Source organism: Citrobacter sp. CK188 (assembly GCF_030333525.1).
Lineage (GTDB): Bacteria > Pseudomonadota > Gammaproteobacteria > Enterobacterales > Enterobacteriaceae > Citrobacter_B > Citrobacter_B koseri.
Genome location: NZ_JAOWFU010000029.1, coordinates 643,167 through 665,675, shown reverse-complemented (window position 1 = coordinate 665,675; position 22,509 = coordinate 643,167). Strand labels below are relative to the sequence as shown.

The window sequence follows — 22,509 nt, the reverse complement described above, 5'->3', positions numbered from 1 at the left end:
GTTAATTTCGCCTTCTGTCATCAAGATTAAAGAAGTCTTTAAAATATATTACCTGGTTTTCATTTCTTCAATTTATCTTTTCACCAGAGAAAAAATACTTTATTACAATATTTATGCACAGAAAGCAGGCGACACTGACGGTATAATAGCCTTCATTGATTCACAGAATATATTTTAAATTCACACATATAGATATAATTTAATATTGACCCCGTTTTCTATTTGCAATAAATTCACCCCATCTGAAACTGAACAATTTCATATCATGGATATCACCGTTAAGGAACTATAGCTATGAACGCAAGAGGACATATTATATCAGGCGCGCTGCTGGCACTGGCGTCAACGGGAACCTTCGCCGCCGAACTGAATGCCGGTACGATTCACTTCACAGGACAAATTATCGAACCCAGTTGTGAGATTCAGGGCGATGATGGAACGAACAGCACCGTGCCATTAGGTACTTACCCCACCTCGCTTTTTTCCACTCCAGGAACTGAATCAACGCTTGCCCCCTTTTCCATTGTATTAGTGGATTGCCCACTTAAAAGCGATGGTCTGCCCGCCGTTCAGTTAACGTTTAACGGGACAACCGCCCTGACAGGTTCTTCGACATTACTGGATGTCAGTAAAATCACTACCGCCGGAGATACGGCGGCAACAGGGGTCGGTATTGCCGTTAGCCCGGAAAATAAAGACACGCAACTCATTACAATGGATGGTGGAGAAGGACAGGTGTTTATCGAATTACCCACTCTGACGGGCGACTCTGTTCAGGCGAATTTCAATGCCCGTTATAAATCATTCGCGCAAACCGTCACTGCGGGCCCGGCCGATGCGGACATGACCGTAAATATACTTTATCGTTAATAACCTGACTTTACTCATTGATAAAATCCATAGCATCTTCTGGCATTAACAGATTTATTTCAGGAAGGCGAATCTGATAATAGTCCGAAAATGGACCCGGACTATTATCTCCCCCGCTTTTATATGTCCACTTAATATAAGTTAAGGTTATGCGTACTGTATCTCAGGTTTTATTATGCCTCCCTGTAATATTAACATCATTTAGCCATGCCGCTGGAATTCAGGTTGGCCGCACGCGCATTATCTATGACGCAGGGAAAAAAGAGGTCGCCCTTCCGCTGGTCAATAAAGAGAAGGAACTGCCGTGGCTGATCCAGTCATGGTCCGATACCGGCGACGGTAAAACGCGTGGGCCTTTTATTGTCACGCCGCCACTGTTCCGTCTTGACCCGCAGAAAGAACAAAGCCTGCGTATTGCCTGGAATGGAACCGCGCTTCCCACAGACCGGGAATCCCTGTTCTACATGAATGTGCGCACAATTCCCGGTACGGCCAAAGAAGACGATGATAAAAACGTGTTGCGTCTGATTTACAAAACGCGTCTGAAATTGTTCTGGCGTCCGAAGGGCTTGCAAGATACGCCCACCGAGACCTGCAAGAACCTGCATTTTGTTCGTCACGGCGAAATGTTAACGGTGGTCAATGAAGGCGCGTTTCACAGCATCTTTGACAGTCTGCTGCTCGGCAACACCAGACTTGAGAAAGCCGATATGGTCACTCCCAGGTCCAGCGTGCAAATCCCGGTGCCGAAAAGCGCCTCGGGAAACACCGTTAGCTGGCGTTGCATTACGGATTACGGCAACGCCTCTGACAAATATACCGTCACTCTGGCTCGGGATTAAACCACCTTATGGCTTTTGGCCCACCTCTTTTACGTCAGCGACTCACCCCGCTGGTGCGTTGCCTTGGCGGTATGTTGCTGGTCTCTTCCTGTGTCGCGAACGCGCGCGAGTATCGCTTTTCGCCTTCTGCGCTGGAGGGGAATATGCTGACGCAGCAGGATATCGATCTTTCCTTATTTTCTAAATCCAGTGCGCAATTGCCCGGCGTCTACGCTTCCCGGGTTATGATTAACGATGTGCGCCTGGATGATGCGGATATCCTACCTCGGCACGCCTGGCGGCGAACTGACGCCGCAGCTCACGCCGGATATGCTAAGAAAATGGGGCGTGGCGGTCGATAAATATCCTGAATTAGCCGCACTCAATGCGGCGAAGCCACTGCCTGAACCGTTGAGCGCGTATATCCCACAGGCGCTGGCAACGCTTGATTTCTCCGTTATGACGCTGCGCCTTAGCATCCCGCAGGCCGCCATTGCCGGCACGGGTAAAGGCTATATTGATCCGTCACGCTGGGATGACGGCGTCCCCGTCGCCTTTGTCGACTACGCCTTTTCCGGTTCACAAAACCAGGACGACACGCAAAACAGCACCACTAACCAGTACCTGAATATGCGCAGCGGCACCAATATCGGCGGCTGGCGGCTGCGCAATTACGCCACCTGGAGCGACACTGACGGCAGCCATCACTGGGAGACCATCAACACCTATTTGCAGCACGATATTGACGCCCTGAAAGCGCAGTTTACCGGGGGAGAAAGCAACACCCGGGGCGACGTTTTTGACAGTCTGCAATACCGTGGCGTCAATATCGCCTCTGATGAAGAGATGCTGCCTTACAGCCAGCGCGGCTACGCGCCGGTGATTCGCGGCATCGCCAGCTCCAACGCCGAAGTGTCGGTACGTCAGAACGGTTATCTCATCTATCAGCAAAACGTCGCGCCCGGCGCATTTGAAATTAACGACCTTTATTCCACGACCAACAGCGGCGATCTGGAAGTCACGGTAAAAGAGGCCGATGGCACAGAGCGCCACTTTACCCAGCCTTATTCCAGCGTCGCCGTGATGCAGCGCCCTGGGCATATGAAATATGAAGTTACTGCGGGTCGCTATCGCGCAGACAGCGGGAGCGAACAAAATGAACCGGACTTCGTGCAGGGTAGCCTCATTTATGGCCTGAACAATAGCGTCACGCTGTTCGGCGGCGTGACTGCCGCGCAGGATTATCAGGCGATGAACAGCGGGGCTGGCCTCTCCCTTGGCATCGTCGGGTCGCTTTCCGCCGATGTGACGCTGGCGAAAACCCGGCTTGATGATGACACTCAGCACACCGGCCAGTCTTATCGCCTGCTCTACTCCGGGAAAATTGACACCACGGAGACGAACTTTACGCTGGCCAGCTATCGCTACTCTACCCGTGGTTATTACAGTTTCGCCGACGCGAATCAAAAGTACGACGATCATGAAGATGATCTGCTGTTTCGCTTTAACAAACGCAACCGGATTCAGGCCAGCATAAGCCAGAACGTGTCCGGCGCCAGCCTTTACCTGAACGGTTATCAGCAGGATTACTGGGGCACCACCTACAAAGAGCGCAGTATTTCGGCGGGCCTGAATACCACGATTAAAAATATCAGCATCCACCTTGCTTATACCTACAGCAAAAGTAACGGCGAAGAGAGCGACCAGATGATCGCCTTCGGCTTCAGCGTGCCGTTAAGTCAGTGGCTACCGGGAGCCTGGAGCAGCTACAACATCAGCAATAACAAGCATGGCTACACCCAGCAAAATATCGGGTTAAACGGTACGCTGCTGGACGATGAACGCCTGAATTACGCCTTCCAGCAGAGCCATTCCAACCATGACGGCGCAGACACCAGCAGCGTATACGGTAGCTATCGCTCACAATATGCCAACCTCAATGCGGGTTACTACACCTCCTCTGACGATACGCAGCGCTTGAGTTACGGCGTCAGCGGTGCGATTGTCGCCCATCCACACGGTGTCACGCTGGCTCAGCCTTTAGGCAGTCAGTTTGCTATCGTCAACGCCAACGGCGCATCGGGCGTACGCTTCCAAAACCAGCGCGGCATTCAGACTGACTGGCAGGGCAACGCCATCATCCCGTCATTAAGCCCCTATCAGGAAAACCGGATTCGCGTCGACACCAGCAGCCTGCCGGAGGACGTTGATACCAGTGAAACCGCCGTGACGGTGATTCCTTCGCGCAATGCCGCCGTTTCCGCCGCTTTTGATGCGCATGTCGGTTATCGCACGCTCATAAAATTAACTCGCCCGAATGGCATGGCGGTGCCTTTTGGCGCGATGGCGACGGTCGACGCCCTCGCCATCAGCGGCATCGTGGATGATACGGGTACGCTTTACCTGGCCGGGGTCGCCGACGACGTTCAGTTAAGCGTCAAATGGGGAAATTCACAGGATCAACAATGCACAGCCCACATCACGCTGAATCGCGAACACCACGCGGTCAGCCCGACCGGCATCCATTACCTCAGCGCGACTTGTCAGCAGGAACCGCAAAATGTTAAGTAAAATGGGAAAATACGCACGTCTTTCATTGTCCGCAGCAGGTCTTTGCCTGATGGCGTCCGCAACAGCCCAGGCCGCGACCATTCTGCGTGACTGCTTTACCGCGCCACAGTATTACAGCGTCACGTTCAGCAACGAAATCAACGCAAACGACAACACGGCCAACAATATTGTTAAATTTGATGAGCATATTGTCGGGAACGGCGTTGAAATGGCGGCAAACTGCACATGCCCTGGCAATGTGTTTGAATCAACGGCAATAATGGAATTGACGCTGGCCGGAAGCCCGCTTAATGCCGGTATCGCCGGGTACGGTTATCTGACTGAAAACATAGATATTGATGTTGCAGGTTATAGCGATGCCGTTAATTCTCTGGACGGTACCGGCCTGATTCAGATCAACATTAACCAGTATCCGACGCCGGTGTCGTCGATGGGGAAAGTGATCGAGTCAATGAAACCCACCGAAGGTTCCGCCAGCGTCTGTAGCGACAGCACCCATCCTGGCGCGCCCGCCCCCGCGAAGCGAACGTTCAGATGGAATGTTATCGCCGCCACGTTTTATATCAAAAAGCCCATTCTCGGTATCGAAGTCATTCCCCCAACGATACTCGTGCAAAACTACGCCTGTCTCTATTTTGGCTCAGGAAGCTGCGACGCTGGCAGCGCACAGCACGTATCAAATATCTGGCTGAGTGGCTCACTCTCTGCCCCGCTGAGCTGTACGATTAATGCCGGAAGCACCATTGAGGTTGATCTGGGGAAAATAGTGAGTAAACAGTTTGTCACCAGGGGTCAGCCTCCCGAAGGCTACGCCCTGAAAAACGTTGATATCTCTTACCACTGCGACGGCAACGCCGTGGGAAATACCGACAGAATCAAGCTAACGCTCAGCGCCGACCAGGGGGTTGTAGACAGCAGCGATCCCCTGATAGCCAAAATGCTCGGCAGAGACGACCTGGGAGTGAGAATTTTTAGTGAGGACAACCAAAATGTTGCGCTGGACGGCACCTTTGAATTTCCGGTGACGATGGATGAGCAAGGTAACGGCGCGGTACACATCAAAGCCGCACCGGTGAGCACGACCAGCGCAACGCCAGCGCCCGGCGAATTTGAGGGCAATGTGACGGTAAAAATGGATCTGCGCTAAACGTTCCTCAGGTTGTCGGCACAACCTGAGGATACCTTACCGCATCAGAACCCGAGGCTATCCAGCAGGTCATCCACCTGATCCTGGCTGGCGACAACGCCGGCTTTGGTGGTGTCGACCTGTGGGCCATTGAGCAGGCTTTCATTCTCGCGTTTCGGACGTGAATTTTGCTCAGGGATGTTTTCCAGCAATACCATCAGCAGCTGACGCTCAATCTCCTGGATCACATCCATCATGCGCTTGATAACCTGACCGGTGAGATCCTGGAAATCCTGCGCCATCATGATGTCCAGCAGTTGCGCATTGGTGAAGCTGGTATGCCCCGGCACATCACCGAGGAATTTACGCGTATCCGTAACCAGTTCGCGGGCGTCGGCGAGTTCAATCGGGTTTTCGAACCACTCATCCCAGCGTTTGGTCAGCGCTTTTGCGCCCTTCTCCATTTCATCCTGGTGTGGCTGAGAGGCTTCAACGCTGTTCAGCGCACGTTCCGCCGCCTGCGCCGTCATCTGTACAACATAGTCCAGACGATCGCGCGCGTCAGGAATCGCTTCCGCCGCTTCTGCTATCGCCTGATCCAGCCCCAGTTCACGCAGGCTGTCACGCAGCATTCGGGTCAGACTGCCGATGCGCGCAATGATGTCCCCTGCTGAATGCTCATCAACAGGTTTAATTTGTGGTTGCATCATACTCAGACCCTCACATGCCCAGTTTCTCAAAGATTTTGTTGAGTTTCTCTTCCAGCGTCGCCGCAGTGAACGGTTTCACCACATAGCCGCTGGCACCCGCCTGCGCAGCCGCGATAATGTTCTCTTTCTTCGCTTCTGCGGTCACCATCAGCACCGGCAATGACGCCATTGCACCATCAGCACGAATCGTTTTCAGCAGTTCCAGACCGTCCATGTTGGGCATGTTCCAGTCAGAAATTACGAAGTCAAAGCCGCTTGCCTGCAATTTGTTCAGTGCGTCAACGCCATCTTCGGCCTCTTCGACGTTATTGAAACCCAGCTCTTTTAGCAGGTTGCGCACGATGCGACGCATGGTGGAAAAGTCATCCACAACCAGAAATCTGAGCTCTTTGTCCGCCATAAAAAAATACTCCTCGTTAAATACGTATTGCCTGTCCGGCACTGATTTTCGCCAGCATCTGCTGGCTTACCTGGCTAAGATCGACCACTTCGCTCACGCCACCCATATTGATGGCCTCGCGCGGCATGCCGAACACCACACAACTTGCTTCGTTTTGCGCGATAGTCCAGGCGCCAGCCTGGTGCATCGCTAACATTCCGGCCGCGCCATCGTTGCCCATGCCGGTAAGGATGACCCCTACCGCATTGCGCCCCGCATGTTTCGCGACCGAATGAAACAGCACATCCACTGACGGGCGATGGCGGTTAACCGGCGGCCCGTCATGAATTTTGATTTGATAGTTCGCCCCGCTGCGCGTCAGCTCCATATGCTTGTCGCCGGGGGCGATGTAGGCATGGCCTGGCAACACGCGTTCGCCGTCTTCCGCCTCTTTCACGCTAATCTGGCAGAGCTTATTTAACCGCTCGGCAAACGAACGGGTAAAACCGGGCGGCATATGCTGGGTGATGATCACCGCCGGACTGGAAAGCGGCAGCGGTTGCAGCACATGACGTATGGCTTCGGTTCCCCCCGTCGAGGCGCCAATCGCGATCAGTTTTTCAGAACTGAGCAGCGGCCCCGCTTTTAGCGTCACAGGCGCAGCCATCGGCTTATGCGCTGCCAGGCGAGCGCGTGACGCGGTGCGGACTTTCTCTGCGATCATCTCGCTGTACGCCAGCATCCCCTCGCGAATGCCCAACTGGGGCTTGGTGACAAAATCAATCGCCCCCAGTTCCAGCGCGCGCAGCGTCACCTCTGAACCTTTCCCGGTCAGAGAGGAGACCATAACCACCGGCATCGGACGCAGGCGCATCAGTTTCTCAAGAAAATCGAGACCGTCCATGCGCGGCATTTCCACATCCAGCGTCAGCACATCGGGGTTATATTTTTTGATTAAATCCCTGGCAACCAGCGGATCGGGCGCCGTCGCCACCATTTCCATATCGCTATGGCTGTTAATAATTTCGGTCATGATTTGGCGCATCAGCGCTGAATCGTCAACCGACAACACCCTGATTTTACTCATGCTTTGTCCTTACTTAGCGCATACACCGTCTGTCCGCGCAGGCTAAAGTCGCGCACGAGGTTGCTAAAGTTTTCTGAGTGACCCGCAAACAGCAGTCCGTCAGGCTTAAGGAGTGGAACAAAACGACGCAGAATGTCCTGCTGCGTTGTTTTATCAAAATAGATCATGACGTTACGGCAAAATATCGCGTCGAATGGCCCGGGAACGTTGTACTGTTTATCCAGCAGGTTGAGGGTGGAAAACTCAACGTAATTAGCCAGTTCCTGTCGCACGCGCACCAGCCCTTCATGCGGGCCTGTACCGCGCATGAAATAACGCTGCAACTGTTGTGGCGACAGCGTTTTCAACTCGTCCTGACGGTAAATCCCGCTTCTCGCCTTTTCCAGTACTTCGGTGTCGATATCGCTGGCGAAAACTTTCCAGCGCCCCGGCGCCATCCCTAAGGCATCCGCCAGCGTAATGGCGATGCTGTAGGGTTCCTCTCCGGTAGAGGCCGCCGCGCTCCACACACGGTATTCCCCGTTGCGGCGACGCGCGTGATCCGCCAGTACCGGGAAGTGATGCGCTTCACGGAAGAAGGCCGTCAGGTTAGTGGTCAATGAGTTAATAAAAGCCTGCCACTCAGCGCTGTTCTGGTTGGCTTCCAGCATGCTGAGATAACGGCCGAAATCATCCAGCCCCAGCGTTCTCAGGCGACGAACCAGGCGGTTGTAAACCATATCCCGCTTGTGGTCCGCCAGCACGATTCCCGCGCGCTGGTAGATTAATTGACATATCCGACGAAAATGCGCGTCAGACAGCGCGAGGCGCTGTGTCATCTGTAACAATAATGACGTTTGCCCGGTGGGCAGCGATGATGTCATAGCGCCTTCTCAATCACATTCAGGATACAACGGGTACCGCCTGCGGCGGCGCCGACTCTTGTTGTGTTACGACTTGCTCTTCAAGCTTAAATACCGCGACACGGGCAGAGAGATGGTCTGCCTGGTTCGCTAACTGATCGGTGGCGGCGGCAGCTTCTTCGACAAGCGCGGCGTTTTGTTGCGTCACCTGATCCATCTGGCTGACGGCTTGCGCCACCTGCTCAATTCCTCTGCGCTGTTCATCGGAGGCCGAGGCGATTTCGCCCATGATGTCGTTCACCTGGGTTACCGAGCTGACGATCTCCGTCATGGTATTCGCGGCGGTGTCCACCAGTTGCGATCCCTGATGCACACGGTTTACGGACTCCTCAATCAACCCTTTAATCTCTTTGGCCGCCTGTGCGCTGCGGCTCGCCAGGTTACGCACTTCGCCTGCGACAACGGCAAAACCGCGCCCCTGCTCACCGGCCCGCGCCGCTTCGACCGCCGCATTCAGCGCCAGAATATTGGTCTGAAACGCAATGCTGTCGATAACGCCGATGATGTCGCCAATTTTCTGCGAACTGGCAGCAATATCCTGCATTGTGCTGGCCATACGCGAAGCCTGGTCGCCGCCTTTTTTCGCGGTATCCGCCGCGCTTTTCGCCAGACCGGAGGCCTGACGGGCGTTATCGGCGTTCTGCCCGACCGTTGCCGTTAGCTGCTCCATACTGGCTGCGGTTTGCGCCAGCGACGCCGCCTGCTGTTCGGTACGTGACGACAGATCGTTATTGCCCATCGCGATTTCCGAAATGCCGGTATGCATCGCTAAACTGCCCTGCCGCACGTCGCTGACCGTTTCGCGCAGCGCCTGCTGCATGGCCTTCAGGCTGGCGAAAATAGCGGAAATCTCGTTGCGCCCATACACGGCGATCGGCCGCGCTAGGTTTCCGTCCGCAATGCTGTCAAAATGGCTGCCGATAATCGCCAACGGCTGAACAATCATTTTGCGTGACCAGAACAGCGCCCCGGTGGTTAACAACGCCGCGACGATCACCATCGTGATAAAAATGATCGCCGAGCGGTGATAATTGTCTTTCCCCTGTTCGCTGGCCGTCTCCAGAACATGGTTGATATTCTGCTGCCAGGTAGTGACGTTGGCGTCAAAGGCGTCCTGCGATGCCTGTACCGGCGCGGTCAGAAAATCCGACAGCTGGTTGCTTTCAAGCCAGGTGGCCTGATGCTCCAGATCGCTATACCACTGCGTATAACTCTTTTCCGTGGCGGCCTGTAACGCTTTCCCCTCTTCCGTATTCGCCTCTGTCGCCATAAAACCTTTAAACACAACGCCGGACTGCGCCAGGCTTTCCCGGGCGGTGGTCATCAGCTGTTTGATATCCTCGGGCGGATAGCTCAGCGCGGTTAACGTCCCGGCTTTATTCAGCGCGGTACTGGCCTGTAATAAAACGGCGCGTGTTTGCGCCAATGCTGCGCGTTGCTGATTACTCTGCTCGACCTGGTTCAGACTCTGAAAACCATCGCGAAATGCCCAAAAGGACAAGCCATTACTGCCAATCTGCAAAACACCGCAGAGGATCAAGATTAAAAACAGCGTGGTCGAGATTCGAATACGATTAAACATCAACGCTCCCATTAGGCGGCAAAGGCCACGATTAAAAGACGATCAAAATGTTTCCCAGTGAGTATCTTGTTCAGTTGCAAGCTGGCGCGGTTGCGCTGTACGCGGCGCCGCTGCGGTTGTATTCAGGTCTGTTTTTACGGTTAATGAACGAGATGCCAGACGAAACGCGGATACCGCCATCGTTAAACGGCTGGCCTGCTCTTCCAGCGCGGCCGCTGCGGCCGCCGACTCCTGCACCAGCGAGGCGTTCTGCTGCGTGACGCGATCCATCTCAGAGACGGCCAGCGCCACCTGATCGATCCCACGGCTTTGCTCATCGGAAGCCGACGCGATTTCACCCATGATGTCCGTCACGCGGGTCACGGCGTTGACAATGTCTCTCATCGTTTCACCGGCGCTTTCCACCAGCACGGAGCCGGTATCCACCCGCGAAACGGAATCTTCAATGAGCGCTTTGATCTCTTTCGCCGCCTGCGCGCTGCGGCTTGCCAGGTTACGCACTTCCCCTGCCACCACCGCAAACCCGCGCCCTTGCTCCCCGGCGCGCGCGGCTTCAACCGCAGCGTTCAGCGCCAGAATATTGGTCTGGAATGCAATGCCGTCGATAACGCTGATGATGTCGGCGATTTTCTTCGAGCTGTCGGCAATTTCATGCATGGTGTTGACCACGCCATCCACCACTTTCCCACCGTGTTGCGCAGTGTCGGAGGCGCTTTGCGCCAGGTGCGACGCCTGACGGGCGTTGTCGGCGTTCTGTTTCACCGTCGCGGTGAGCTGTTCCATGCTGGCAGCCGTTTCTTCCAGCGCCGACGCCTGCTGCTCGGTGCGGGAGGAAAGATCGGTGTTGCCCGTAGCGATTTCGCTGGTGCCGGAATAGATGGCGTCAGACCCTTCACGTACCTGAGTCACCGTCTCTATCAGCGAACGCTGCATATGATCAACGGTTCCCGCCAGTTCGCCGATCTCATTGCGCCCGGAGACGGTCAGCGTATTGGTCAGGTTGCCGCTGGCGATGTCACGAATATGGGCAATCACTCGCGCCAGCGGATTCAGCAAGGTATGACGAATGCCGTACCACACCACAACCAGAATCAGCACCAGGACAACCGCCAGAATACCCAATTGCCACTGGGCAAAATGGTAGTCACGCGCGCTCTCATCAAACGCCTTGCTGTACAGTTTTTCGCTCACGCCAGCGTATTTGCCCAGCGCTTCGCCAAGTGCGTTCTGCATCCCCTGGGTTGGCTGCGCGAAGTAGGCATCCATGTTGCCGTTTTCGAGGAACTGAACCAGTTCCGCCAGCGCCGCATGGTATTGCTGGTATTTTTCATCCACATTGCCGCTGGCTTCCGCCATCTCCGGCAGCGGATTGATATTTTTGAAGTTGGCATAATGCGTTGCCGCCTGCTCCAGCGTGCTTTTGGCGTTTTTCAGCAGGTCGTTTTTCGCGCTGCTCTGCTGATTAGAGGCATCCATCATCATGCGGGCCGAAGAACGGCTCAGGTTAATACGCGTTTGCAGCATGAGATCCCATGTCGAGGTCAGTTCGCTCTGCTGCTGGCGTAAATCATTTGAAATAACAAAACTTTGCTGGTTCTGCTGTAATGACGAAAACAACAGACCACCGGAAACAAGCTGTAGCAGTGCGAAAACCCCCAGCACCATCATCAGCATTGTGACAACGCGGATACGGTTAAACATAAGGCACCTTCCTGAAAACGAGTTATCAACGTTATCGGCACCAGAGAAGAGAACTTTACATTTGCGAAAAGGAAATAGAAGCAGGAAGCGCGATTGGCGGATCGCGGCTGGCGGTTTTGGGGCGGCAACCAGACATTGACAGAAAAACATCATTATTATCATTATATTAACATTCATCACCTTCCTGGACAGTTTGCATTTTGCCGACAAAAACGATTCTTATGTGACTCTGATCACATAAGCACAGCCGTCAGAACACAACAAAATGAATAAATAATAAAAAATAGTTGTATCCCCCTGCGCTTTAATTCAATTTATATGATGAATATTTCAGTGCGACTCAATAAATAAAACAAAAGCGTTACTGACAACAACATGTTAAATCCAGCCAGAGGGCTTTTCAGTGGCAAGTGCAAACAAACTCACGTTATTTATCGTGATCTTCATGCTGGCAGGCATCCTGTCAGGCGCGGTGATTCACTCTTACGCGTCACAGGAGGCGATCGCCGCCTGGTCCGATAACATCACGCTCCTCACCGATATTTTCTTACGGCTCATTAAAATGGTGATTGCCCCGCTGGTTTTCAGCACGCTAACCGTGGGCATCATGCGTCTGGGCGAAACCGCCACTATCGGCCGCGTTGGCGGTAAAGCGATGGTCTGGTTTATCAGTTCTTCCGTGTTGTCCATTCTGGTGGGGCTGTTTATCGTGACGATTGAGCATCCGGGCAGCGGTCTGAATCTGGCAATTCCGGCAGAATCGGTCGACACCGGGCTTGCAGTGGGCGGCATGAGCTTAAAAGGATTCCTGTCGCACACCATTCCGACCAGCATTGCCGGGGCGATGGCCAATAATGAAATTTTGCAGATCGTCGTGTTTTCCATGTTCTTCGGTATTGGCGGCGCGTCGCTTGGCGAGAAATTCAACGCGCCGCTGGTCGCCGCCCTGGATGTGGTTTCACATATTATGCTGAAAGTGACCGGCTACGTGATGTACGTTGCGCCGCTGGCCATTTTTGCCGCGATCTCCTCGGTGATCGCCACCCAGGGGTTGGGGATTCTGCTTAACTACGCGTCGTTTATCGGCGGCTACTATGTGGCGATCCTGCTGACCTGCCTGGTGCTGTTGGCCGTGGGCTATATGGTGCTGAAAAAAGAGGTGTTCCGGTTAGTCAGCATGTTGAAAGATCCGGTGCTGGTCGCCTTTACTACCAGCAGCTCTGAAGCCGCTTACCCGAAAACGCTGGAACAACTGACGAAGTTTGGCTGCTCACGTAACATCGTGTCGTTTGTGCTGCCTATTGGTTACTCCTTTAACCTCGTCGGCTCAATGGTGTACTGCTCTTTCGCGTCGATGTTTATCGCGCAGGCTTATAATATTCATCTCTCTTTTGCGGAAATTACGGTGCTGATGCTGACGCTGATGCTGGCGTCAAAAGGAATTGCAGGCGTACCGCGTTCTGCGCTGGTGGTGCTGGCCGCCACGATTCCGAGCTTCAATATTCCTGTGGCGGGCATTTTGTTGCTGATGGGGATTGACCATTTTCTTGATATGGGACGTTCCGCCATTAACGTGTTAGGAAACGGGATTGCCACCGCGATGCTGGCGCAGAATGAAGGTTTGCTGGAAGAGGACGCGGAAGAACGCGTTCCGCAGCAGTTAGTAGGGTAATGTATTTGCCGGATGGCGCTTCGCTTATCCGGCCTACACATGACTCATCGCCGTATATAGGCCGGATAAGGTGTTTACACCGCCATCCGGCACAGGCAGTCAACGGTTATGCAACGTGGGAAGCAGCGATATCAAGCAGCGCCATCTCATCGCTGTTCAGCAGTTTCTCAATGTTCACCAGGATCAACATACGTTCGCCAAGCGCGCCCAGACCGGTCAGATATTCCGTAGACAGGGTAACGGCAAACTCCGGCGCCGGACGAATTTGCTCCGCCGTCAGCGACAGCACGTCAGACACGCCGTCCACCACAATCCCTACCACGCGTTGTCCCAGATTCAACACGATGACCACCGTGTTATCGTTATACTCAACGTCGCCCTGGCAGAACTTCACGCGCAGATCGACAATCGGCACAATCACGCCGCGCAGGTTCGTCACCCCTTTAATAAAAGAAGGCGTGTTGGCGATGCGCGTGACCTGATCGTAGCCACGGATCTCCTGCACTTTCAGGATGTCGATACCGTACTCTTCATCTCCCAGTGTAAATACCAGGAATTCCTGACCTGACGGCTCGCCGGCCAGTTTGGTTACATTACTCATACCGGTCATATAATTACCTTTCTCACTCAATCAGGCGGCTGTGATCGCCATACGTTGTTCACGGTTTAAACCCTGCAATGCGGAGACATCAACGATCAGCGCCACGCTGCCGTCGCCCAGAATCGTCGCCGCAGAAATGCCAGGCACCTTGCGATAGTTGCTTTCCAGGTTTTTCACTACCACCTGGTGCTGTCCAATAAGCTGATCAACCAGCAGTGCGTAACGGCGACCGCCGCTTTGCAGGATCACCACAATGCCCTGCGTGGCTTCAGTTTTGGCGCCAACGACATCAAAGACTTTCCACAGTTCCACCAGCGGCAGATACTCGCCGCGCACTTCCAGTACGCGCTCGCCTCCGGCCAGCGGGTGCAGATCGTCTTCACGCGGTTGCAGCGATTCCATTACCGCATTCAGCGGCAGAATGAACACTTCGCCCGCCACGCGGACGGACATCCCGTCCAGAATAGCCAGCGTCAGCGGCAGCAGAATGCGAATGGTGGTGCCCGTCCCCTGCTTCGACTGGATTTCAACGTGGCCGCCCATCTCCTGGATGTTACGTTTCACCACGTCCATGCCCACGCCGCGACCGGAAACATCCGTCACCTGCTCGGCGGTGGAGAAGCCCGGCGCAAAAATCAACATGCCCACTTCTTCATCGGTCATGTTTTCGTTGACCGCCATCCCCTGAGAGACAGCTTTCGCCAGAATGCGCTCGCGGTTCAGCCCCGCACCGTCATCGGTCACTTCAATGCAGATATTGCCGCCCTGGTGTTCAGCGGAGAGGATCAGATTACCGATCGCATTCTTCCCGGCTTCAAGGCGTGTTTCCGGCATCTCGATACCGTGATCGAGGCTGTTGCGCACCAGGTGGGTTAATGGGTCGATAATGCGTTCAATCAGACTTTTATCCAGTTCCGTCGAGCTGCCGACGAGGGTCAGTTCGACCTGTTTACCCAGCTTACCTGCCAGGTCGCGCACCAGACGCGGGAAGCGGCTGAAGACATACTCCATCGGCATCATACGAATCGACATCACCGACTCTTGCAGATCGCGGGCGTTACGTTGTAACTGACCCATGCTGGTGATGAGATCGCCATGATTAACCGGGTCCAGTTCATTAGAACGCTGGGCCAGCATTGACTGAGTAATCACCAGTTCGCCGACCAGGTTGATCAACTGGTCTACTTTCTCAACCGCCACGCGAATACTGGTCGACTCTCGCTCACGGGCCGGCTTTTCACGCTCGGCGCGCCCGGACTGCGGTTCGCTGGCGGCGGCTTTGGCAACAGGTACCACTGCGGTCGGTTGCGGCGTTGTTGCCACGGCAACAGGCTCTTCGACCTGCGCGACCGGGGCTGAGGAGACCGTCTCAAAGGCTATCTGATCGGCTTCAATCACAAAGCAGAGCACCGCAATGATGTCATCTTCCGCAATCGTGCCGTCGAGGGTCGCGGACAGCGAATCCTCGCCTTTCACCACATCCGTTAAGGTGGCCAGGTTGCCCAACTCTTCTTCAAGCAGATCGACTTCATTGGCTTTCAGGCGCGAAAGAACCACGCGCAGTTTGCTCTCTTCCGCGCTGTTTTCCTGTGCGACCGCCTCTTCCTGTATCGCCGTACCGTCGACGACGCTCAGTTTGGCAGCGTTAACCACCGCCGGAGCGGTTTCCCCTTTCGCCTCGAGCGCTAACTGACGTAACGCGTTGCAGATATATTCGAAGCTTGCGGCATCCGGCTCTTCCGAGCTTTTATAGGCGTCGAGCTGTTCCTGCATAATATCTTTCGTTTCCAAAAACAGGTTGATAATGTCGGTATTGAGCTGCATCTCACCGCGCCGGGCTTCATCCAGCAGGTTTTCCATCAAGTGGGTTGTTTCCTGCAAAACGGTAAAGCCGAAAGTACCTGCGCCGCCTTTAATGGAGTGCGCCGCACGAAAAATGGCATTCAGTTGCTCAGAGTCCGGGGCTTCAGGCGCCAAATCAAGCAGGTGCTGCTCCATGTCAGCCAACAGCTCGTCAGCTTCATCAAAAAATGTCTGATAAAAATCGCTAATATCCATGCTCACGCTATCACCTCGGATTGGCTGGTGGCGATGTGGGAACGCTTACCGGCGGGAGTGCCGCTGGCTGTTGTAAGACACTTACCGGCTCATTCTGGCTTTCAGCGTTTTCATGCAAAATGGCCTCTTCTGCCTGCTTGTTCAACACCAGCAGACTTATACGGCGGTTGATGGCGTCATCAGGACCGCGATCGCTCAGACGCATCGTGGCGGCCATGCCTACCACCCGTAATACTTTTCCATCATCCAGACCGCCAACCACCAGCTCGCGACGCGAAGCATTGGCGCGGTCGGCCGACAATTCCCAGTTGCTGTATCCCCGTTCGCCGCTGGCGTACGGGAAATCATCCGTATGACCGGAAAGGCTGATGCGGTTAGGAATACCGTTCAACACCGGCGCAATACCACGCAGAATGTCACGCATGTAAGGTTCAACCTCCGCGCTGCCCGTCTTAAACATCGGGCGATTCTGGCTGTCGATAATCTGAATGCGCAACCCTTCCTGAACCAGGTCAATCTTCAGGTGCGGCCGCAATGCGCGCAGTTTGGGATCGGACTCAATCAGCTGATCCAGGTCGCCGCGCAATTTGCTCAGACGGCTCTGCTCCATACGCCTTTTCAGTTCATCAATATTGGGTTGCTTGTTCACTTCACCCTGCTGCTGGGTGTAGTCCTCGCCGCCGCCGGGGATCGGACTTTCACTGTTCGCGATGCGATGTCCGCCCGTTATCGCTGTTGCCAGCGGCGTACGGAAATATTCGGCAATTTGAATCAATTCTTTAGGACTGGAGATAGAAATCAGCCACATGACGAGGAAAAAAGCCATCATCGCCGTCATAAAGTCGGCGTAAGCAATTTTCCAGGAGCCATGCGCCCCGCCGTGACCCTTATGTTTCCGCCGTTTTACGACGATAATTGGATGGGGCTGATTCTTCATGCTTCCTCGGTCGTCGTCTGCTGCTGGTTCGGGTTTCTCACTGCGCGTACGTGCTCTTCCAGCTCAATGAACGAAGGACGTTCGCTGGAATACAATGTTTTACGACCAAATTCGACGGCGATCGGCGGCGCATAACCGTTCAGGTTAGAAAGCAGTGTGATTTTTACGCACTGCATCATTTTGGTGGTTTCAGCGCTCTTTTGACGCAGCACGCTGGCGAGTGGCGAGATAAACCCATAGGCCAATAAAATCCCGAGGAATGTCCCCACCATCGCATGGGCGATCAGCGCCCCCAGTTCAGCCGCCGGACGATCGGCGGAAGCCAGCGCATGGACAACCCCCATGACCGCCGCAACGATACCAAATGCCGGTAATGAATCGCCCATCAGCGCCAGGCTGTTGGCAGGAACTTCCGCCTCGCTTTCGTGGGTTTCAATTTCCTCATCCATCAGCGCCTCAATTTCAAAGGTATTCATGTTGCCGCTGATGATCAGGCGCAGATAATCGACGATAAAATCAAGCATGATCGCGTCGGCCAGAATACGCGGATAGCTGGCAAAAATTTCACTCTCTTTCGGGTTTTCAATGTCACGTTCCAGCGAGAACATCCCCTGCTGGCGCGATTTGGCCATCAGGCGATAGAGCAACGCCAGCAAATCCATGTACATCGCTTTTGTGTATTTCGAACGACGAAACAGTAACGGGATCGCCTTTAACGTCCCTTTGATCGCTTTGCCGTTGTTACCGACAATGAATGCCCCGATCCCCGCACCACCGATGATGACGAATTCAGCCGGTTGATAGAGTGCTCCAAGGTGTCCGCCGGTCATCATGTAACCACCGAAAACTGTACCGAGAACTACCAGGTAACCTAATAAGATAAGCACGACATCATCCTTCCGCTGTTGACTAAAACAGGATGTACAGTCGGGCGAATAACACGTCGGCAAGGCAAAAAAAAGCAGCGGTAATTACTTACCGCTGCTGGAGTGTTTGTCCACACCGTATCGGTTAAACAGCCTGTTCGATCTGTTCATCCAGCAGTTGTGGAATAATATCGGCAGCATTTTGGGAAAGTTTACGTCTTTTTACTGCGCGGGACGGCGGCTGGCACAAACTACAGGCAAAACTCCCCGCAGGCTGATGCGCATGGGTAATAAAATTCCCGCCACAGCAATTACAGGTCGATAATTCAAGCAGCCCGCTTTCCACGAAACGCACCAGCGTCCATGCGCGCGTTAACGCCAACAATGGCCCGTCTTCCGCCTGCGGGCACTGTTCCAGATACAGACGGTACGCTTTAATGACCGCATCCACACCGCTGCACAGACCGGTTTTGAGTAAGAACTGCCAGGCGTTGCAAAACATGGAGGCATGAATGTTTTGCTCCCATGTCATAAACCAGTCCGTTGAAAAAGGAAGCATACCTTTTGGCGGAGGACTGCCGCGTAACTCTTTGTATAATTTGATGAGGCGACCACGACTTAACTGCGTTTCGCTTTCCAGCATTTGCAAACGGGCGCCCAAAGAGATCAATTCCATCGCTAACTGGATATCGCGAGCTTCCTGAACAATGCTTTTTTCACTCATCATCAAGCCCTTTTCTTACGCGCCGCATCATCGGCCTGATTCACATCGTGTAACAGGCGTGTTGAAAGCATGATACCGGTATGAATTTGCTGAAGATCGTCAACGCGAGAATCCTGGGTCAGCTGGGTAACTGTCTGGTGGTTGTCAAAACGGAAATGACATACCAGCTGGTTCGTTTCGGCCAGTTTAACCATTTGTGGAAGAGTCAGAGTACCCAACGTGTTCGCCATCTCTTCACTGATACCAAGGCGGAACATCGCGGATGCTTTGTCCTGAACGATCAGACGCTGTGCAAGGAGTAAATATGACAGATTGATGTCATAAATGTGTTTCAGCAACTCGGATGTATGCATTGTTCCCATCCAGAATAACCAACTTTATTTTTATGCGGTGTAACCGCACCCCGTGATGTCGCCGGGAATCCCCGGTAAAAAAAGCAAAAAGGTCAAATGCATAGCCACGCCCAGGCACCGATGCATACAGTAAAACCCCCCTTAATGGGGTGTCAGGTTTTTACACGTTTACATGATTTATTACAAAATGCCTAAGATTTTTCCTAATTCGACGCAACTCTACTCGTCAGCACGAACACATACAACGGAGCCGGGCTGCGAATTTGAGAAATATGTGATCCAGATCACATAAACCATCCAAATACTTAACATAAATCCATCAGTTGAACTTTTATTTTGATTATTTTTTAGCCTTTCGTTCAGTTTTTCTATTCCAGATACACGAATATGTGCGTAAATAATCACTCATGCGTTATGTTTAGCACCGTTAAAATAACATCTGAAAATATCCCCCTTCCTGAATATTCCTGTCGGGGACGTAAAATAATTTAATCGTTTCTAAACAACCACTTAAATATTAAGCAGGGTTAACCAATAGACGGTATCTATGATGCATAACAAGTTAATTTTTGTTACATCGTAATTAACATTTTGTTTTCATAATTGGTCGATTTAAGTTAAAGCGCGTAATAACGTTTACAATGTGCGTTATGCCACTATTCCATTTATAAGAATAATTAATGAATTATTATGATAACCTTCACACTATCGTCACAGGAAAACATTGCAGAATTCGACTAAACAGAGTAAAGCTGAAGAAGAAACCTCATATTCTTGCAATAAGGAGCGAGTTATGAGCTATACGCATATTCTTGTCGCCGTCGCCGTTACCCCCGAAAGTCAGCAGCTGTTAGCGAAAGCTGTCTCCATTGCTCGTCCCGTCAATGCCCGCATTAGCCTGATTACCCTCGCCTCTGATCCAGAGCTGTATAATCAATTCGCCGCCCCCATGCTGGAAGATTTGCGGGAGGTGATGCATGAAGAGACGCAGGATTTTCTCGACAAACTGAGTGTGAAGGCAGACTACCCGATTGAACAAACGTTCATTACTTACGGGGAGTTAAGCGCGCATATTCTGGATGTGTGTCGTAAGCAGCAGGTGGATTTGGTCATTTGCGGCAATCATAATCACAGCTTCTTTTCGCGAGCGTCCTGCTCAGCGAAAAGTGTCGTTAGCGCCAGTGAAGTTGATGTATTGCTGGTCCCGCTTGCCGGTGATTAGCGGGCGTCAGGCAAGCTTTGGGAAGGTGGCGACCTTATTGCGATGCAGCGTTTCAGCGCTACGTGGCGCGACATCCTTTAGGTCGCGAATAAACCGTTGCTGCCAGTGATTAATATCATTTTTAATAATCGTCTCAAGCATTTCCGCGTGGCGTGAAATGCGTTCGGCAAGCGGCATGGTCAACGCGCGGTGGAGCGCCACGGCCACATCATCCCGATCATAAGGGTTAACAATGAGCGCGGACGTCAACTCATTCGCCGCACCGGCAAACTGCGACAAAACGAGAACGCCGGGATTTGCCGGGTCCTGCGCGGCGACAAACTCTTTCGCGACCAGATTCATACCATCCCGCAGCGGGGTCACTAACCCGACATCCGAGTAGCGGAACACCTTCATCAGCAGCTTGCGATCAAAGTGCTGGTTAAGATAGTAGAGCGGCGTCCAGCCAAGCTGTCCATATTTACCGTTGATACGCCCTGCTTCCGTCTCCAGTTGGTGGCGGATATCCTGATAAGCCTGCACTTCACCACGCGAGGTCGGCGCTATCTGCGTATAGCGAATTTTCCCGTGGTGCTGGGGGTATTTCTCCAGCAGCGCTTCATACGCCTGGAAACGCTCCGGTAATCCTTTGGAGTAATCCAGACGCTCGACGGAAAAAATGTTTTGCACATTTTTCAGCTCCGCTTTTAGCTGCGCCAGTTTCGGCGGCAACGGCCCGGAAGCCTGTTGTGCGATCTCGTCAGGTTCAATGCCAATAGGATAGACCTCAGTGCGGAAGGATTTTCCCCATGCCGAGTGGCTCTTACTGCCGCGCGTGGTTACTCTGGTCTGGCTTGACAGACTGTCCAGAAACGCCAGGCGGTCGTTTTCCGTCTGGAATCCCAGTAAGTCAAAATCACACAGTTGTTCCAGCAGCGTATCGTGCGGCGGCAAGGCATTGAAAATTTCCGGCGTCGGGAAAGGAATATGCAAGAAAAAGCCGATGCGATTATTCACGCCCCGCTTGCGCAATTCACTGGCAAACGGCAATAAATGATAGTCATGAACCCAGATAATATCGTCATCTTTCAGTAAGGGCAGCAGCTTATCCGCCAGCAGCGCATTCACCCGTGAATACCCTTCCCACGCGGGGCGCTGGAACTGCACCAGATCGAGTCGATAATGGAAGGCAGGCCATAAGACCGCATTCGAAAACTGGCAATAATATTCCTCGTAGTCCTGCTCGCTCAGATTAAAAGACGCCCAGGTCATATTGCCTCGTGTGACCTTTTTTAACGGCTTATCCTCGTTGCCCGTCTCGCCACTCCAGCCGAACCACAATCCGCCCGCCGCTTTCAACGCGCCCAGTACGCCAACTGCCAGGCCACCCGCGCCGCCTTTATTATCCGGGGGAGCAATTCGATTAGATACTACGACTAAACGACCCATAGCCATCTCTCCTGTCATTCATTAATTTTTTTTCTTGTTGTGGATTGTTAATTTCTTCCAGCCAGCGCCAGACCTCAGGAACGCCTGCCAGACGTCCTGTTGCCCGGGTCGCCCCGGCACCCACTTTGACTGAAATCCCTCCCAAATTATTGACGACGTCAAAGCCCGCCTCATCCGTCAAGTCATCGCCCACAAAGACAGGGATACGCCCTGCAAATGGCGCTTCTTGCATAAACGCGGCAATGGCCTCCCCTTTGTTCGCGCCTTTCGGTTTAATCTCCACCACGCATTTACCCGGCTGAAGCGCAAGCTGCGGCCATTTCTGCGTAATGTGCTGCGCCAGCGCCAGCAACGTCGCCTCATGCTGCGGCGCCTGCCGGTAATGCAGCGCAAAGGCCATGCCTTTCGCTTCCAGTTCCGCCCCTGGAAGATTTCCCAGCGCGGCGTGCAGCTGCGCGCTGACATCGCGTGCTATCGCCTGCGGAAGGCGCACGATATGGGTATTACCATTGATGTCACGGCGTTCCGCCCCATGCACCCCGGCGAGGGGAAAGCAAAAGGGGGCTGAGAGCGCATCAAGTTCAGCCATTGAGCGCCCTGAAATCAATGCCAGCGCCCCTGCGTTATGCGTCGAGAGGCGGTGTAACAGCTGGAGAATATTGTGCGGCACCACCACCTGATCCGGGTGTGGTTTAATCTCCGCCAGCGTCCCATCAAGATCGAAAAAATAAGCATAGTTTGCGGACAGTTCGGGGGATACGGTTAACGGTTCTGCCACCCTGTTCTCCTCCTTAATCATCGTTTTTGAGGCGCGCGGATCGGCCCCATTAGCCATGTAAGTATAGACAGTGTGACGCTGCTCGCCATTTAGAAAGACAATAGCCAGCCGGGGTAGCGGC

21 protein-coding genes are annotated in these 22,509 nt (G+C 53.4%); 7 read left to right on the top strand and 14 right to left on the bottom strand.

Going from position 1 to position 22,509, the window contains the following annotated elements:
• The first annotated feature begins 294 nt into the window (after window positions 1-294).
• The 5 genes from OGV67_RS08715 (at window position 295) to OGV67_RS08695 (ending at window position 5,409) form a co-directional block, all read left to right on the top strand.
• Complete coding sequence (locus OGV67_RS08715) at window positions 295-870, top strand: fimbrial protein (protein WP_012131973.1); 576 nt, start codon at window positions 295-297, stop codon at window positions 868-870.
• Between the two features lie 149 nt (window positions 871-1,019).
• Window positions 1,020-1,712, top strand: coding sequence for a fimbrial biogenesis chaperone (locus OGV67_RS08710; protein ID WP_115614240.1), 693 nt, complete (start codon window positions 1,020-1,022; stop codon window positions 1,710-1,712).
• Window positions 1,713-1,720: 8 nt separating this feature from the next.
• Window positions 1,721-2,053, top strand: a complete 333-nt coding sequence (locus OGV67_RS08705; RefSeq protein WP_286465408.1) for a FimD/PapC N-terminal domain-containing protein — start codon at window positions 1,721-1,723, stop codon at window positions 2,051-2,053.
• Window positions 1,959-4,262 (top strand): fimbria/pilus outer membrane usher protein, encoded by a 2,304-nt coding sequence (locus OGV67_RS08700; RefSeq protein WP_286465406.1) that lies wholly within the window; start codon window positions 1,959-1,961, stop codon window positions 4,260-4,262. Before OGV67_RS08705 ends, OGV67_RS08700 begins: the two co-directional genes overlap by 95 nt.
• Window positions 4,252-5,409, top strand: a complete 1,158-nt coding sequence (locus OGV67_RS08695; protein WP_220364077.1) for a fimbrial protein — start codon at window positions 4,252-4,254, stop codon at window positions 5,407-5,409. The genes OGV67_RS08700 and OGV67_RS08695 overlap by 11 nt, the downstream gene beginning before the upstream one ends.
• Before the next feature lie 44 nt (window positions 5,410-5,453).
• Here OGV67_RS08695 and cheZ read toward each other — a convergent pair whose 3' ends face one another.
• Genes cheZ through tar form a run of 6 tightly spaced genes read right to left on the bottom strand, consistent with a single transcriptional unit; the run spans window position 5,454 to window position 11,749 of the window.
• A complete protein-coding gene (gene cheZ / locus OGV67_RS08690) occupies window positions 5,454-6,098 on the bottom strand; it encodes a protein phosphatase CheZ (RefSeq protein WP_012131968.1) in 645 nt (214 codons plus the stop codon).
• Between the two features lie 10 nt (window positions 6,099-6,108).
• Window positions 6,109-6,498, bottom strand: a complete 390-nt coding sequence (gene cheY / locus OGV67_RS08685) for a chemotaxis response regulator CheY (protein ID WP_012131967.1) — start codon at window positions 6,496-6,498, stop codon at window positions 6,109-6,111.
• 16 nt (window positions 6,499-6,514) lie between these two features.
• Window positions 6,515-7,564 carry a protein-glutamate methylesterase/protein glutamine deamidase gene (cheB, locus tag OGV67_RS08680; protein ID WP_012131966.1) on the bottom strand — a complete coding sequence of 350 codons (1,050 nt, stop codon included), beginning with the start codon at window positions 7,562-7,564 and terminating at the stop codon, window positions 6,515-6,517.
• Window positions 7,561-8,427 (bottom strand): protein-glutamate O-methyltransferase CheR, encoded by an 867-nt coding sequence (gene cheR / locus OGV67_RS08675; protein WP_047463139.1) that lies wholly within the window; start codon window positions 8,425-8,427, stop codon window positions 7,561-7,563. Before cheR ends, cheB begins: the two co-directional genes overlap by 4 nt.
• Window positions 8,428-8,446: 19 nt before the next feature.
• On the bottom strand, window positions 8,447-10,048 hold the full coding sequence (tap, locus tag OGV67_RS08670) for a methyl-accepting chemotaxis protein IV (RefSeq protein ID WP_115614238.1): 1,602 nt from the start codon (window positions 10,046-10,048) through the stop codon (window positions 8,447-8,449).
• Window positions 10,049-10,090: 42 nt separating this feature from the next.
• Window positions 10,091-11,749, bottom strand: a complete 1,659-nt coding sequence (gene tar, locus OGV67_RS08665) for a methyl-accepting chemotaxis protein II (RefSeq protein WP_104868531.1) — start codon at window positions 11,747-11,749, stop codon at window positions 10,091-10,093.
• 403 nt (window positions 11,750-12,152) lie between these two features.
• Here tar and OGV67_RS08660 point away from each other — a divergent pair, with 403 nt between their 5' ends.
• A complete protein-coding gene (locus OGV67_RS08660) occupies window positions 12,153-13,421 on the top strand; it encodes a dicarboxylate/amino acid:cation symporter (RefSeq protein ID WP_047463133.1) in 1,269 nt (422 codons plus the stop codon).
• Window positions 13,422-13,527: 106 nt separating this feature from the next.
• On the opposite strand, the gene cheW is transcribed toward OGV67_RS08660, so the two are convergent.
• The 6 genes from cheW to flhD form a co-directional block, all read right to left on the bottom strand.
• Window positions 13,528-14,031 (bottom strand): chemotaxis protein CheW, encoded by a 504-nt coding sequence (gene cheW / locus OGV67_RS08655; protein WP_024130249.1) that lies wholly within the window; start codon window positions 14,029-14,031, stop codon window positions 13,528-13,530.
• 21 nt (window positions 14,032-14,052) lie between these two features.
• Complete coding sequence (gene cheA / locus OGV67_RS08650) at window positions 14,053-16,086, bottom strand: chemotaxis protein CheA (protein ID WP_047463131.1); 2,034 nt, start codon at window positions 16,084-16,086, stop codon at window positions 14,053-14,055.
• A gap of 4 nt (window positions 16,087-16,090) precedes the next feature.
• Entirely contained in the window at window positions 16,091-17,017 is a 927-nt protein-coding gene (motB, locus tag OGV67_RS08645; RefSeq protein WP_047463128.1) for a flagellar motor protein MotB, read from the bottom strand.
• The gene (gene motA, locus OGV67_RS08640) at window positions 17,014-17,904 is read right to left on the bottom strand and encodes a flagellar motor stator protein MotA (protein WP_049010960.1); all 891 of its coding nucleotides are present in this window, start codon (window positions 17,902-17,904) and stop codon (window positions 17,014-17,016) included. Before motA ends, motB begins: the two co-directional genes overlap by 4 nt.
• A 124-nt stretch (window positions 17,905-18,028) precedes the next feature.
• The gene (flhC, locus tag OGV67_RS08635) at window positions 18,029-18,607 is read right to left on the bottom strand and encodes a flagellar transcriptional regulator FlhC (protein ID WP_024130246.1); all 579 of its coding nucleotides are present in this window, start codon (window positions 18,605-18,607) and stop codon (window positions 18,029-18,031) included.
• Between the two features lie 2 nt (window positions 18,608-18,609).
• Window positions 18,610-18,960 (bottom strand): flagellar transcriptional regulator FlhD, encoded by a 351-nt coding sequence (flhD, locus tag OGV67_RS08630; RefSeq protein WP_024130245.1) that lies wholly within the window; start codon window positions 18,958-18,960, stop codon window positions 18,610-18,612.
• A 793-nt stretch (window positions 18,961-19,753) separates the two neighbouring features.
• On the opposite strand from flhD, the gene uspC reads away from it, so the two are divergent.
• On the top strand, window positions 19,754-20,182 hold the full coding sequence (gene uspC / locus OGV67_RS08625) for a universal stress protein UspC (RefSeq protein ID WP_115614236.1): 429 nt from the start codon (window positions 19,754-19,756) through the stop codon (window positions 20,180-20,182).
• Between the two features lie 6 nt (window positions 20,183-20,188).
• Here uspC and otsA read toward each other — a convergent pair whose 3' ends face one another.
• Window positions 20,189-21,610, bottom strand: coding sequence for an alpha,alpha-trehalose-phosphate synthase (gene otsA / locus OGV67_RS08620; RefSeq protein ID WP_024130244.1), 1,422 nt, complete (start codon window positions 21,608-21,610; stop codon window positions 20,189-20,191).
• On the bottom strand, window positions 21,585-22,388 hold the full coding sequence (gene otsB / locus OGV67_RS08615; RefSeq protein WP_024130243.1) for a trehalose-phosphatase: 804 nt from the start codon (window positions 22,386-22,388) through the stop codon (window positions 21,585-21,587). The genes otsA and otsB overlap by 26 nt, the downstream gene beginning before the upstream one ends.
• Between the last annotated feature and the right edge of the window lie 121 nt (window positions 22,389-22,509).